Below are 14,544 nucleotides of genomic sequence, written 5' to 3'. Positions count from 1 at the left end.
CTACACTCGACCTAAGCTGTTTTTAGTTGGCGTTTCTATATATTTTTTTGAGTAGGTATTGCGTATTAGATAAACAGGTCTTCTTTTCGATTCTATATATATGCGCCCTACATACTCGCCGAGCATACCTATACTCATCAACTGAAGGCTGCCTACAAACAACACCGCAACTAATATCGAAGCATAACCAGGTAGATCTACGCCGTATATTAAGGTTCTAAAAATTATATAGGATGCATAAATTAGAGAGAGCGCAGCGCCAACGCCCCCTAAGTATGTCCATAGTTTAAGCGGTGCTGAACTGAAGCTTGTAATCCCTTCTAATGCAAAGTTCCACAGTTTCCAACCAGAGAATTTAGAATCACCTGCTACTCTGGCGCTCCTCACATAATCTACTGTTGTTGTGCTGTAGCCTACCCAAGCAAACAGGCCCTTCATAAAGCGTTGCTGTTCAGGAAGCAGTTTTACAGCCTCTACTACTTTCCTATCCATTAGTCGAAAATCACCGACGTTCTCTGGGATTTTTACATGAGAAAGACGATTGTGAAACTTATAAAACAATTCTGCGGTTCTGCGCTTTAAATACGAATCGGATGAGCGATCGACCCTTCGAGCTAAGACTACCTCGTATCCTTTTTGCCACTCAGTGAGCATCTGTTCTATTAATTCGGGTGGGTCCTGAAGGTCAGCGTCGATCGGTATTACCGCGTCTCCACTGGCATGATCAATTCCTGCAGTCAGTGCAGCTTCCTTTCCAAAGTTTCTCGAAAGCTCTATAATCTTGAATTGTTGATCTGTAGATGCGATGCTGACCAAGTTTTGCAGAGTGTTGTCTTGGCTACCGTCATCAACACAAACAATTTCAAAGTCAAAGTCTGGCAAAGTTTCAATTAAACTGCCGATAGATGCTTGGAAGAACTTGACATTCCCCCCTTCATTAAAGAACGGGACGACAATCGAAATCAATTTTTTTCTGTTCATATCCTACACATGCATGGGTAAGTTCTATTTCGGGCCGAGTACAACGAACAGCTGAGTGTAACACCATGTTTTATTTTTTTGTACAGCCGTCGTCAATTCTTGTAGGGTTCAGGGCGCACTGACGACGTGGGTAATGAGGGAAACTTTGGACGGTTGCAGAAGCTGAGTGCAATACGGTTATTGAAATTGAAGCAGGAGCCTCATGTTGCAAGCCCATCAGCTGAGTGAACACCTCGATCGGACACAACCAGTTAAATCGCTTGCACGATCGGAACGTTCAGTAAACGCCCTCCCAAGTGTACTTGGACAGGTCGATTCCCTGGGTAAAAACTGGCGAACAAGCCCATTGGGGTTCTCGTTGGTTTCAGCTTGCCTGGCCATTTCCTTATTTAGTCATACGTTATGCTTCTACGAACCGCAAGAGGCATGCCATTGAGCGACGCTCTAAACCCTTCGACCGCCGCCGACGCGTCATTCATTTTTCATCAGCATAAATTGGCCGCTGGAGCGTTCCACCCCAATGCCGTTATGTTGAGCCAAGTCTGTCAATACTGCCCATGAGAGTCAGGGGCAAGGGTTATCGCCGATGTCGTCAGTACTTCAGTCAAAGGTATGACTATCCACACCGTGAAAGAGGTTGCAAACATACGCGGGAGACTTTCCGCAGGTGAGTTCGAGCACTTTCAAGAATTCTGAGAGTAGATATTGCTAGGTTTTTTATTGTCAGAGGCGGGTGAACACCGCCCTGACATATGGAAACTACTTACCGGTTTTGTTGTTCTTGCTCTACAAGACCAATTATACTATCTCATATATTTCAGGGATCGGCCATGCGCATATGCGTTAAGGCGTTTTTTCGTGTTCAAAGTTAACTTGAGAAGTAAATCCGTCGCACTACTGTCAGTCATTTATTTAATTCAGTACCTTTGCAGCCTGCTTTTCTTTTTGGGTATGGGCGGAAAAGCTAGACAATGAACGAATCACGCCTCTTATAGCGATCACCCACCCTCTAACATTTATACTGTAAAAGACTTTCTCTAAAAAACCATAATAAACCGATAGCCCGCAATAAACGATTTAATACCAATGCTATTTTTCAGGCATTTATTGCATAGCGCTAACTGCCTAGTATTTTAGCGCCTCAACACTCCACCTCTCCTGCCTTGAACTTCCACGTTATCAAACAGAGCGGTACATACGCGACCATTACTCCGATAAACCAGCCCCCCCCCGTCCCCACCCACAGCGCCAACGGCAGTAGCCAGCCAAGATTAATGGCGACGACGGATAAAGTGATGACTTTATGGCTATTAAAATGTCTTGAAGCCCGTTGATAGGCATGACTGCGATGGGCTTGGTATATCTTTTCGCCCCTGAGCAGCCGCATAACGAGCGTCCAGGTCGCATCGACGATAAATACCCCCATTAAAATCAGCCAACTCCAGAGCAACTGCGGCGCGGTCCATGCAGCCTGTATTGCAAGCGCTCCGAGCACGACACCCAAGAAGCCGCTACCGGCATCCCCCATAAAAATACGAGCGGGGGGGAAATTCCAGAATAGAAAGCCCACTACTGCTGCCGCCAATGTCAGGGGACCCCATACAAGTCCTGTGCTGCCTGTGGACCAATAAACGAGGCATATGGCAAGACAGACACTGATTGCTTCTACACTCGCCAACCCATCGATTCCGTCCATGAAGTTGTAGAGGTTGAGCATCCAGACCAGATACACCAGCGCCAGAATGTTACCGAACCATCCCAGATCTACGGTAACGCCGAAAAGCTCTATCGGAGGAAGACCGTTCAACCAGTACAGCGCCCATGCCGCAGCAATGAAATGCCCGAGCAGACGCCATCTGGCGGCAATATGCCCATGGTCATCGGCAAACCCTATCACCGCGACGAGAAAACCTGAGCCAAGCAGTCCACAAAGAGTTGCGGGGCTCAGCAGTTCCAAACCGCCGAGTACGGGTAGCGCCAGGAGGAAGGACGTCACAATGGCCACCCCTCCCCCACGCGGTGTTGGCACCGAGTGGGAACTGCGCTCGTTGGGGATGTCAATCAAGCACTTGGCCAAGGCATACCGTCGCAAGACGAGCGTAAGCCCCCAGGAAATAACAATTACCGCGAGTAGCAACCACCAAACAGTCATTTCGTTTGTCTTTCCTGATAATAGTCAGCGGTCTGAAGCATCGCTTTGTCCATGTTGATGACTGGCGTCCACCCCAGTAGTTCGCGATTTTTGCTGATATCAACCTGTAGCGATCCGCACAGACGCTGAGCTACGGCCTGTTTCCCCAATGTCGAGGCCCCCAGCTTCAATAGCCATTCAGGTAGCGGCAGAAGACGGGCAGGTTTGCCTAACGCTCTGGCCAGATGACGCAATAGCTGAGTTGTAGATAAGTCTTCTCCGTCGCTAACCAGAAAAGACTGATTGGCCGCAGCGGGGTGATCAATACAAGTGACGATGAGGCTCACCAGGTTTGCGATAGCTACCAGGCTTCGCTGATTTCGAATTGCACCCAATGGCAATGGAATGCCCTTATTGAGCCAACTCAGCATGCTCAGAAAGTTGGCTTTCACTCCAGGACCATAGACCAGTGGTGGGCGGATGATCACCACCTCCATTCCGGTGATGTGGCTTAGTTGCTTCAGAGCTTCTTCGGCTTCGTACTTGGACACACCATAAGGATCCAGCGGATTCGGATAATCATCAGCTTTGAATGCTTTACCCGGGAGAGTGCTTTCGCCGTTCACCTTGATCGAGCTGATGAAAATGAAGCGCTTTACTCCCGACGCCGCGGCGCACTGAGCCAGCTTGAGCGTCCCTTCCACATTGACCTTGCGAAACTCGGCCAATGCATCCCCCGCGGTTTCATTCATGACATGCACTCGGGCAGCGGCATGAATGACTACCTGGACATTGTTGAGTGCAGGCAAGACCTTGGCATGGGTGAGATCGAATGGCACCACCGGACACAACCCATTCAACCGCGTAGCCCCGCGAGCAGCTGCGATCGGGCTGAACTTCTTGTCCACCAACAGCTTGAAGACTAACGCCTCTCCAACAAACCCGCTTGCCCCAGTGACCAATACCTTCGGGGCGGTCATTTGGCTTTCTTCCCTATCAATGCGGTAGCCCAGCAAATACAAAAGAAAAACACTTTATCCCGCACTCGCCGCCGGCAACGCCAGGCGCTGAAGGAAAGCTTCATGAGTTGTCTACGGCGCAGTTTCAGCCATGCCTGCACGAAAGGATCGGCCCCCTGCCCCACCAACAGCGAAATCAACTGAACCTGATTGAACCACCAACCGTCATGAATGGTTTTGTAGCGGGCAATCAACGGGCTCAAGCCTTTATTGGCACCTACCTGGTTACGCTCATGCTGGCGATAGTCCATGGACGGCTCCGGGTCGATATACCAGCGGTAACCATGGCTACGAGCAAAGGCGTAGCAATACCAGTCATGCAAGCTGACATCTTGCAGCTGCTGCCAATTGGCGAGCATTGAAGACTTCAGCGAGTCCGTGAGTTTTTTGCTCATGACGTAGGTACAGCCGGGGCCAGCTGCTTCGAACAGAAAATCCCATGCAACCTGAGGCTGCGCCTTGTCCAGCACATGAGTACTGCCGTCCGGCCAGAAGGCCGTGACATTGCTGGAGTAGGCTTCTACGCGACGAGCCTGGATGGCATCGGTCGCACGCTGGAGCTTATTCGAATGCCAAACATCATCCTGGTCGGCAAAGGCGACAAAGTCGTAGCCTTCAAAGTCGACATCGCGGATGAGTCGGAAAAAATTACGGGAGGCTCCGCCAAAACTCCCGGCGGCCGGCAAGACCAAAACCTCGGAATGCTCTGCCGCATAAGCCGCACACCAGACCTCGGTACCGTCAGTCGAAGGATCGATACTGATATAAACGGTTACGTCGATAGCTGACTGGTCGAGGATCGAGGCCAACTGCTCCTCGATCCACTGCATGCCATTGTAGGCAGCCAGCAAAACCGCAACCTTGGGATGTTTTACTGGCATGCCATTCCTGCCTGGACTGATTAAACGCTACTGTTCGAAGGATTGAGCCTTCGAATCAGTGGGAAGGCGAGTCCAGCAGCTTCTGCAGATACTGACCATAACCAGTCTTCTTCAGCGCATCAGCCTGAATACCCAACTCCTCGGCAGTAATCCAGCCATTGTGATACGCGATCTCTTCCAGGCACGCCACCTTCAAGCCTTGGCGCTGTTCGATGGTGTGCACGAAGTGACTGGCTTCCAGCAGCGAATCATGGGTACCGGTGTCCAGCCAGGCGAAGCCACGGCCGAGCATTTCGACGTTGAGGGTCTTCTGCTCAAGGTATGCGCGGTTAACGTCAGTGATTTCCAGCTCGCCACGTGGGGATGGCTTGATGCTCTTGGCGATTTCCACGACTTGGTTGTCGTAGAAGTACAGACCGGTGACTGCGTAGCTTGATTTTGGCTTCAGCGGCTTCTCTTCAATGCTCAAGGCACGACCGGCAGCGTCGAACTCGACGACACCGAAACGCTCCGGATCGGATACGTGATAGCCGAATACCGTCGCGCCGTGCTCTTGAGTGCTGGCGGAGCGCAGGTTTTCCGAGAAGTGCTGACCGTAGAAGATGTTGTCGCCCAGGATCAGGCAGCAAGGGTCTTTGCCGATGAACTCTTCGCCGATGATGAAGGCTTGTGCCAGGCCGTCCGGGCTAGGTTGCTCGGCGTAGGTCAGCTTGATGCCGTACAGGCTGCCATCACCCAGCAATTTTTGAAAACTTGGCAGGTCTTCAGGGGTGGAGATAATCAGGATTTCGCGCATGCCGGCGAGCATCAGTACCGACAGCGGATAGAAGATCATTGGCTTGTCGTAGATCGGCAGCATCTGCTTGGACACGCCGAGGGTCAACGGGTGCAGACGCGTGCCCGAGCCGCCAGCGAGGATGATGCCTTTACGATTTGTCGTGGTCATTTATTCAGAACTTCCGTAAGCATTCGGGTGACACCACTTTGCCAATCCGGCAAGTGTAGAGAAAAATTGTCGCGCAGCTTCTGAGTATTCAAACGTGAGTTCAGAGGGCGGCGCGCCGGTGTTGGGTAGGCGGTTGTGTCTATTGGATTGATCGCCGTGACGGCGAGTTCTTCACCGTTGGCCTTGGCAAAACCGATGACATGGCTGGCATAGCCGTGCCAGGACACTTCGCCGGCGGCCGCCAGATGATACAGGCCCGCCAGCTCAGGACGCTGCAAGACTTGCTGGATGGCCAAAGCCGTCACGTCGGCAATCAAATCTGCGCCGGTGGGGGCGCCGATCTGATCGGCGATGACACTCAGGGTGTCGCGGTCCTTGGCCAGACGCAGCATGGTCTTGGCAAAGTTGTTGCCGCGCGCGCCATAGACCCAGCTGGTGCGGAAGATCAGATGCTTGCAGCCCGAGGCGGTAATCGCTTGCTCGCCGGCCAGTTTGCTCGCGCCGTAGTGATTCACCGGGGCGACGGCATCTGTCTCTTGCCATGGCGTCAGGCCTTCACCGCTGAACACGTAGTCGGTCGAGTAGTGAATCAGCCAGGCGCCCAGGGATGCAGCTTCTTCAGCCATGACCTGACTTGCCTGACCGTTCACACGGTCGGCCAGCTCGGTCTCGGACTCGGCTTTATCGACGGCGGTATAGGCCGCCGCGTTGACGATGACATCGGGCTTGACCTGACGGATCGTCGCACGCAGTGCATCGAGGTCAGACAGGTCGCCGCTTAAACCACCGATCGGGTGACGGTCCAGGGCGATCAACTCACCAAGCGGCGCAAGGGAGCGTTGCAGCTCCCAGCCGACCTGGCCGTTTTTTCCCAACAGGAGGATTTTCATGCCTTGTCCGAACGATCCGTGTAGTTCTGGTCGATCCATTGCTGGTAGCTGCCGCTCTTCACGTGAGCCACCCACTCAGTGTTGCTGAGGTACCACTCGACGGTTTTGCGGATCCCGGTTTCAAAAGTTTCTTCTGGCGTCCAACCCAGCTCACGCTGGATTTTGCTGGCGTCAATCGCGTAGCGCTGGTCGTGGCCCGGGCGATCCTGAACGTAGGTGATCAGGCTGGCATGTGGACGATGAGCGGAGTCAGGACGCAGTTCGTCGAGCAGTGCGCACAGGGTATGCACTACTTCAATGTTTTGCTTTTCGTTATGGCCACCGATGTTGTAGGTCTCGCCGATCACGCCTTCGGTCACGACTTTGTACAGTGCCCGGGCGTGGTCTTCGACATAGAGCCAATCGCGGACCTGATTGCCTTTGCCGTAAACCGGCAGCGGCTTGCCTTCCAGTGCGTTGAGGATGATCAGCGGGATCAACTTCTCAGGGAAATGGCACGGACCGTAGTTGTTCGAGCAGTTGGTGACCAAGGTCGGCAGGCCGTAAGTACGAGCCCAGGCGCGAACCAGGTGATCGGAACTGGCCTTGCTGGCCGAGTACGGCGAGCTTGGCTGGTACGGCGTGGTTTCGGTGAAGAGGTCTTCCGGACCTTCGAGGTCTCCATAGACTTCGTCGGTGGAAATATGGTGGAAGCGGAAGTTGGCTTTACGCGCATCATCCAGTGCTGCCCAATAATGGCGTGCAGCTTCCAGCAAGGTGTAAGTGCCGATGATGTTGGTCTGGATGAATTCAGACGGACCGGAGATCGAGCGGTCAACGTGGGATTCTGCGGCCAGGTGCATGATGGCATCCGGTTGGTGTTCACGCAGGACACGGTCCACTCGATCACGATCACAGATGTCGACGCGCTCGAACACATAACGCGAGTTCTGGCTGACTTCGGCCAGCGACTCAAGGTTACCGGCATAAGTCAGTTTATCGACGTTAACGATAGAGTCGGTGGTGTTGGAGATGATATGACGAATGACTGCCGAGCCGATAAACCCGGCGCCGCCGGTTACTAGAATTTTCACGCGAAACCATACCCTTAAGTTGCTGACAGGGCCGCCAACCGCGCACTGTCTAATCCATGAATGCAAAAGCCATCAAGTCAGCCGTGGCTTCTGACAGAGTCAGTCTGAACCGATTCGGGAACACCCTATCGACCAAGCGCAGCATTTTACAGCTTAATGAAGGTTTTACTAATGGATATGGATAAGCTGTGACGCAAATTCGGTGCGCGCATCGGGTTTGTCGCAATCAGACAAGGCGCTTGCGCGAGGCTCTGGACGTATGTCCCAGAAACCAGCCAAGAATCGGCCCGATCACCATGCCGATCAGCAGCGCAATCACCATGATCAGCGAAACTGGCAACTGTGGGCCCGCCCAGCCCAGGAATAGCAGTGACACGCTTTGCTGGTTCTCCAGAACGAACGCCAGGATCGCCAGAACGAGCAACAGGACAAATACAGCGAGAAGTACGCGCTTGAGGTTACGCATCAGCGGTTCCTTGAAGTGCAGCAGCTGTCAAAGCCCCTCCTCCTCTTCCTCGTTCACGCGATCACGCAGTTCTTTGCCTGGCTTGAAATGCGGAACGAACTTGCCATCGAGGCTGACGGACTGACCGGTTTTCGGATTGCGGCCTACGCGCGGCGCGCGATAGTGCAGGGAGAAGCTGCCAAACCCACGGATCTCGATTCGATCACCGGTGGCCAGACATTGGGACATTTGCTCAAGCATGGTCTTGATGGCCAGCTCCACATCCTTGGATGAGAGCAGCCCTTGATGGGTGACAATTCGTTCGATCAACTCCGACTTCGTCATATTTTTCCCTTCTTTTTCAAGCAGCTAGGAAAAGCGCTTCAAAGGTTTTAGCATGCCCGAAGAAATTTGAACAGCCCGAGTTTTGACATATCTTTCCCTGCAATGAGGTGCCCGATTTCAGAACATCGGAACATTGCTCAAACCAGGCATTCATCTACAGATAACCAGCATGGTGCGCGTCAGATAACCCGCGGGATTGAAGCCAAAAGGGAATTCGTCCTCCTCCTTCGCGTCATCGGACCTTACGACGACTTTATAGCCTGCACCCTTGCATTCCCTGGCGGCTCGCTTGTGACACTTTTCCCATCCGGAGCCCAATCCTGAACAATCGATTTCTATACCACTGACTCCGCGTACCGCATGAGTCTTGGCGCTAGTGGTACAACCTGCCAATGTCAGTACTGCTATCACGACAATGAGCTTGTTCATTCGCTTCCTTATGCCGGGCGTATTTCCCAGCGGTCGTTCACTTCAGACTAAGCCTAGCCTTGAATAGACGATTGACCTGTATGAAGTTACAGACAGCTCATGTAGATCATTGGTTTCACGAAAGAAATAAGGTGGCTGAGCAAACCAATACCAATCAGTTAAGAAGTTTCAGCCGCGACGCATTTCCTTGTAGCAGCTGCCGAAGGCTGCGTTCGGCTGCGAAGCAGTCGTGAACCCGACTAACGCGGCCCACCTGCTGCACCGCAATTGCTGATTTTACGACTGCTGCGCAGCCGAACGCAGCCTCGCAGGCTCGACAGCTGCTACAGATTGCATTGCGGCTTAGGCCGAGCGAACCGCTTTTCGTAGAAGCCCGCCGTGCGGCGATCCGACTTGCTCGCGAAACCGGTGTATCAGGCGACATCAATGTTGACTGTGGTGCCGTCTTCGCGAGCAAGTCGAATCGTCGCACCGCCGCTCCCACATGGATTGCGCTTAACTGGCTTGCCGGCGAAGGCGCTCTTACGAACGCCTTCGCCGGCAAGCCTGGCTCCTACAGATCCGATCTAACTTTAAATGACTGGCGCTGGGCGTCAGCACGCCTGGGATTCACCAAATCACAGACACAAAAAAGGGCGACCGAAGTCGCCCTTTTTCTATGGTCTGACAGAACTTAGTTCTGTTTTTCCATTTGTGCACGCAACAGGTCGCCCAGAGTGGTAGGACCAGCAGCGATGCTATCCGAAGGCTTGTCTTTCAAGCTTTGGATGGCTTCTTTCTCGTCTTCAACGTCTTTCGACTTGATCGAGAGCTGGATTACGCGGCTCTTGCGGTCAACGCTGATGATCTTGGCTTCTACTTCTTCGCCTTCTTTCAGAACGTTGCGCGCGTCTTCAACGCGGTCACGGCTGATTTCGGAGGCTTTCAGAGTCGCTTCGATATCGTCGGCCAGAGTGATGATGGCGCCTTTAGCGTCAACTTCTTTCACGATGCCTTTAACGATGGCGCCTTTGTCGTTCTCTTGAACGTACTCGGAGAACGGATCGCTTTCCAGTTGCTTGATACCCAGGGAGATACGCTCGCGCTCTGGGTCAACCGACAGGATAACGGTGTCCAGCTCGTCGCCCTTCTTGAAGCGGCGAACGGCTTCTTCGCCCACTTCGTTCCAGGAGATGTCGGACAGGTGAACCAGACCGTCGATGCCGCCGTCCAGACCAATGAAGATACCGAAATCGGTGATCGACTTGATGGTGCCGGAGATTTTATCGCCCTTGTTGAACTGGCCAGAGAAGTCTTCCCATGGGTTGGACTTGCACTGCTTGATGCCGAGGGAGATACGACGACGCTCTTCGTCGATGTCCAGAACCATGACTTCCACTTCGTCGCCGACTTGTACGACTTTCGAAGGGTGGATGTTCTTGTTGGTCCAGTCCATTTCGGAAACGTGTACCAGGCCTTCAACGCCTTCTTCCAGCTCAGCGAAGCAGCCGTAGTCGGTCAGGTTGGTTACACGAGCGGTAACGCGAGTGCTTTCTGGGTAACGGGCTTTGATAGCAACCCATGGATCTTCGCCCAGTTGCTTGAGGCCCAGGGAAACACGATTGCGTTCGCGATCGTACTTCAGAACCTTGACATCGATCTCGTCGCCAACGTTGACGATTTCGGAAGGATGCTTGATACGCTTCCAAGCCATGTCGGTAATGTGCAGCAAGCCATCGACGCCACCCAGATCGACGAATGCGCCGTAATCGGTGAGGTTCTTGACGATACCTTTGACTTGTTGGCCTTCCTGCAGGGATTCCAGCAGAGCTTCACGCTCGGCGGAGTTCTCGGCTTCGAGGACGCTACGACGGGAAACGACAACGTTGTTGCGTTTCTGGTCGAGCTTGATGACCTTGAATTCCAGCTCTTTGCCTTCCAGGTGCGTGGTGTCGCGCACTGGACGGACGTCAACCAGAGAACCTGGCAGGAACGCACGGATGCCGTTAACGTCGACAGTGAAGCCGCCTTTAACCTTACCGTTGATAACGCCCTTGACCACTTCTTCGGCTGCGAAGGCTGCTTCCAGAACAATCCAGCATTCAGCGCGCTTGGCTTTTTCACGGGACAGCTTGGTTTCACCAAAGCCGTCTTCAACCGAGTCCAGCGCAACGTGAACTTCGTCACCGACGTTGATGTTCAGTTCGCCAGCGTCGTTGTAGAACTGCTCAAGCGGGATGAGTGCTTCAGACTTCAGGCCAGCGTGAACGGTTACCCAGCGAGCCTGGTAATCGATATCAACGATAACACCGGTGATGATGGAGCCTGCCTGAAGGTTCAGGGTTTTTAGGCTTTCTTCAAAGAGTTCCGCAAAGCTTTCGCTCATTTTAATTCCTGTTGATGAGGGCGAAGAATACGCCCATCTCCACACCCCAGACGGTGTGGGTTAGTTTCATTTAAAAGAAGCCACCGCAGGACTATGACTGGTCCCCTGCGGCCTTCTTGGTCACCCGGCGATATCGCGAATGGCGATCTCGCTCATGATGCGTTCCAGCACCTGATCGATGGATAATTCCGTGGAATCCAGCTGGATGGCGTCAGCCGCCGGTTTGAGCGGGGCTACCGCTCGCTGGGTGTCACGCTCATCGCGCGCACGTATCTCATCTAGCAGACTCGACAGACTAACACCATCGACTTTGCCCTTCAACTGCAAGTATCGACGGCGCGCACGCTCCTCGGCACTGGCGGTCAGGAAAATCTTCAACGGTGCGTCGGGAAATACCACCGTGCCCATGTCACGGCCATCGGCCACCAGACCCGGCGGTTCCTGAAAGGCTCGCTGGCGCTGGAGCAGCGCCTCACGAACGGCAGGCAGCGCAGCAACCTGCGAGGCGCCCGAGCCGATACTCTCGGTGCGAATGATATCGCTGACTTCGTCGCCTTCCAGAATGATGCGCTGCAGCTGACCGTCGGTCGCCGCGATGAATTGCACATCCAGATGAGCGGCAAGTTTTTTGAGCAATTCCTCGTTCGTCAGATCGACGCCATGGTTATACGCCGCGAACGCCAGCAATCGGTACAGCGCACCGGAATCCAGCAAGTTCCAGCCCAGACGCTTGGCCAGCATCCCGGCGACAGTACCCTTGCCAGAGCCGCTTGGCCCATCAATGGTGATGACCGGTGCGATGATTTTCACGACTGAGCCTCTTGTGCAACACGGATACCGACCTGCGCGCACAGCGCGAGGAAGTTCGGGAACGAGGTCGCGACGTTGGCGCAATCATGGATGCGGATCGGTGCGCTAGCGCGCAGCGAAGCCACGCTGAAGGCCATGGCAATCCGGTGATCGCCGTGACCGTGCACTTCGCCGCCGCCGATCTGGCCGCCGTCGATGATGATGCCGTCCGGGGTTGGCTCACACTTGACGCCCAGCGCCAGCAGACCATCCGCCATCACTTGGATCCGGTCCGACTCTTTCACGCGCAGCTCTTCGGCGCCGCGCAGCACGGTGCGCCCTTCGGCACATGCAGCGGCCACGAACAGCACCGGGAACTCGTCGATCGCCAGTGGAACCAGCGCCTCAGGGATCTCGATACCTTTGAGTTTAGCTGCCCGCACGCGCAGATCCGCTACCGGCTCACCACCCACTTCACGCTGGTTTTCCAGGGTGATGTCCGCACCCATCAGGCGCAGGATGTCGATCACACCGGTACGGGTCGGATTGATGCCGACGTGCTCGAGCACCAGTTCCGAACCTTCGGCAATCGACGCGGCTACAAGGAAGAACGCCGACGACGAGATATCGCCCGGCACTTCGATGTGGGTCGCGGTCAACTTGTGGCCGGACTCGACCGAGGCAGTCGCGCCCTTGACGGTCACCGGATAGCCGAAGCCGCGCAGCATGCGCTCTGTGTGGTCGCGAGTCGGTGCCGGCTCGGTGACCGTGGTCTTGCCTTCGGCATACAGGCCCGCCAGCAACAGGCAGGATTTAACCTGGGCGCTGGCCATTGGCATGGTGTAAGTCAAGCCCTTGAGCTTGTTGCCGCCACGAATGGTCATCGGTGGACGACCTTCAGCAGCGGTCTCGATCACGGCGCCCATTTCACGCAGCGGATTGGCCACGCGATTCATCGGACGCTTGGACAGCGAAGCGTCGCCGGTCAGCGTGCTGTCGAAGTTCTGCGCAGCCAACAGGCCAGACAGCAGACGCATCGAGGTGCCGGAGTTGCCCAGATAGATCGGGCCCGGCGCAGGCTTCAGGCCATGCAGGCCGACGCCGTGGATGGTCACACGACCGTGGTGCGGACCTTCGATGACGACACCCATGTCGCGGAAAGCTTGCAGGGTCGCCAGGGCGTCTTCGCCCTCGAGGAAACCTTCCACTTCGGTGACGCCTTCGGCCAGGGAGCCGAGCATGATCGAACGGTGGGAAATCGATTTGTCGCCCGGTACACGAATCCGCCCAGTCAGGCGGCCACCAGGTTGTGCCAGGAAAATCAGATCGTTGGAATTCATAGCGTCCACATAGGCCCGGCGGGCCAGGATTTTACTGAAATGCTCGCGGGCAACCCGGGCGCGCGTGAACACGCCCAACAATTGGTGCCCATCCCCTGCATCGACCGCGTCGCGCAAAGCGTCGAGATCGCTGCGAAATGTATCGAGTGTGCGCAGGACAGCTTCGCGGTTGGCGAGGAAGATGTCGTGCCACATGACCGGGTCGCTACCGGCGATTCTTGTGAAATCGCGGAAACCGCCCGCAGCGTAACGGAAGATCTCAAGATTTTCATTGCGTTTGGCCAACGAATCGACCAAACCGAACGCCAGCAAGTGCGGCAGATGGCTGGTCGCCGCCAACACTTCGTCGTGACGCTCGACCTGCATGTGCTCGACGTCAGCGCCCAATTCGCGCCACAACCGATCAACCACTGCCAGCGCGGCCGGGTCGGTCTGATCCAGCGGTGTCAGAATCACTTTATGACGGCGGAACAGTTCGGCATTGGAGGCTTCCACGCCGCTCTGCTCGGAACCGGCAATCGGATGCCCCGGCACGAAACGCGCCGGTATGCCGCCAAACGCCTCGGTCGCCGCGCGCACCACATTGCCCTTGGCGCTGCCGACGTCAGTCAGAATCGCTTGCCCCAGATCCATGCCCGCCAACAGCGCGAGCAATTTCTCCATGGCCAGAATCGGTACCGCCAACTGAATCACGTCAGCGCCCTGGCAAGCCGCCGTCAGGTCTTCTTCGCAGCGATCCACCACGCCCAACTCGACCGCCAGCTTGCGCGACTGCGGATCGAGATCGACCCCGACCACTTCGCGGCACAGACCACTTTCCCGCAGGCCTTTGGCAAACGAACCGCCGATCAACCCCAGGCCGACCACCACCAGGCGACCGATCATAGGTTGAGCAGATTGCAGTGCAGTG

13 protein-coding genes and 1 pseudogene are annotated in these 14,544 nt (G+C 54.9%); all 14 read right to left on the bottom strand.

Annotated elements, in window-relative coordinates; all coding sequences use genetic code 11:
- Positions 1-981 carry a glycosyltransferase family 2 protein gene (locus NHU87_RS16085; protein WP_253550496.1) on the bottom strand — a complete coding sequence of 327 codons (981 nt, stop codon included), beginning with the start codon at positions 979-981 and terminating at the stop codon, positions 1-3.
- Positions 982-1,165: 184 nt separating this feature from the next.
- Positions 1,166-1,497: pseudogene (locus NHU87_RS16080) on the bottom strand (IS30 family transposase); the annotation flags it as partial.
- 625 nt (positions 1,498-2,122) lie between these two features.
- The gene (locus tag NHU87_RS16070) at positions 2,123-3,133 is read right to left on the bottom strand and encodes an MraY family glycosyltransferase (RefSeq protein ID WP_253550493.1); all 1,011 of its coding nucleotides are present in this window, start codon (positions 3,131-3,133) and stop codon (positions 2,123-2,125) included.
- Entirely contained in the window at positions 3,130-4,092 is a 963-nt protein-coding gene (locus tag NHU87_RS16065) for a UDP-glucose 4-epimerase family protein (protein ID WP_253550490.1), read from the bottom strand. The genes NHU87_RS16070 and NHU87_RS16065 overlap by 4 nt, the downstream gene beginning before the upstream one ends.
- Positions 4,089-5,012 carry a glycosyltransferase gene (locus tag NHU87_RS16060; RefSeq protein ID WP_253550487.1) on the bottom strand — a complete coding sequence of 308 codons (924 nt, stop codon included), beginning with the start codon at positions 5,010-5,012 and terminating at the stop codon, positions 4,089-4,091. The genes NHU87_RS16065 and NHU87_RS16060 overlap by 4 nt, the downstream gene beginning before the upstream one ends.
- A 55-nt stretch (positions 5,013-5,067) precedes the next feature.
- Positions 5,068-5,958 carry a glucose-1-phosphate thymidylyltransferase RfbA gene (gene rfbA / locus NHU87_RS16055; protein ID WP_253550484.1) on the bottom strand — a complete coding sequence of 297 codons (891 nt, stop codon included), beginning with the start codon at positions 5,956-5,958 and terminating at the stop codon, positions 5,068-5,070.
- A complete protein-coding gene (gene rfbD / locus NHU87_RS16050; RefSeq protein WP_253550481.1) occupies positions 5,955-6,848 on the bottom strand; it encodes a dTDP-4-dehydrorhamnose reductase in 894 nt (297 codons plus the stop codon). Before rfbD ends, rfbA begins: the two co-directional genes overlap by 4 nt.
- On the bottom strand, positions 6,845-7,921 hold the full coding sequence (rfbB, locus tag NHU87_RS16045) for a dTDP-glucose 4,6-dehydratase (RefSeq protein ID WP_253550478.1): 1,077 nt from the start codon (positions 7,919-7,921) through the stop codon (positions 6,845-6,847). The genes rfbD and rfbB overlap by 4 nt, the downstream gene beginning before the upstream one ends.
- A gap of 226 nt (positions 7,922-8,147) precedes the next feature.
- On the bottom strand, positions 8,148-8,387 hold the full coding sequence (locus NHU87_RS16040) for a LapA family protein (RefSeq protein WP_253550476.1): 240 nt from the start codon (positions 8,385-8,387) through the stop codon (positions 8,148-8,150).
- A gap of 27 nt (positions 8,388-8,414) precedes the next feature.
- A complete protein-coding gene (gene ihfB, locus NHU87_RS16035; RefSeq protein ID WP_007899751.1) occupies positions 8,415-8,711 on the bottom strand; it encodes an integration host factor subunit beta in 297 nt (98 codons plus the stop codon).
- A 150-nt stretch (positions 8,712-8,861) separates the two neighbouring features.
- The gene (locus NHU87_RS16030; protein WP_030128737.1) at positions 8,862-9,140 is read right to left on the bottom strand and encodes a hypothetical protein; all 279 of its coding nucleotides are present in this window, start codon (positions 9,138-9,140) and stop codon (positions 8,862-8,864) included.
- 673 nt (positions 9,141-9,813) lie between these two features.
- Entirely contained in the window at positions 9,814-11,505 is a 1,692-nt protein-coding gene (rpsA, locus tag NHU87_RS16025) for a 30S ribosomal protein S1 (RefSeq protein ID WP_030128738.1), read from the bottom strand.
- A gap of 120 nt (positions 11,506-11,625) precedes the next feature.
- The gene (gene cmk / locus NHU87_RS16020; RefSeq protein ID WP_253550473.1) at positions 11,626-12,315 is read right to left on the bottom strand and encodes a (d)CMP kinase; all 690 of its coding nucleotides are present in this window, start codon (positions 12,313-12,315) and stop codon (positions 11,626-11,628) included.
- Positions 12,312-14,519: a bifunctional prephenate dehydrogenase/3-phosphoshikimate 1-carboxyvinyltransferase gene (locus NHU87_RS16015; protein ID WP_253550661.1), complete on the bottom strand. Its 2,208-nt coding sequence runs from the start codon at positions 14,517-14,519 to the stop codon at positions 12,312-12,314. Before NHU87_RS16015 ends, cmk begins: the two co-directional genes overlap by 4 nt.
- Positions 14,520-14,544 lie beyond the last annotated feature (25 nt).

It is taken from the genome of Pseudomonas mandelii, from assembly GCF_024138395.1.
In the GTDB taxonomy this organism is placed as follows: Bacteria; Pseudomonadota; Gammaproteobacteria; order Pseudomonadales; family Pseudomonadaceae; genus Aquipseudomonas; species Aquipseudomonas mandelii_E.
The sequence above is the reverse complement of the archived record's forward strand: the minus strand, read 5'-3'. Positions and strand labels throughout refer to the sequence as shown.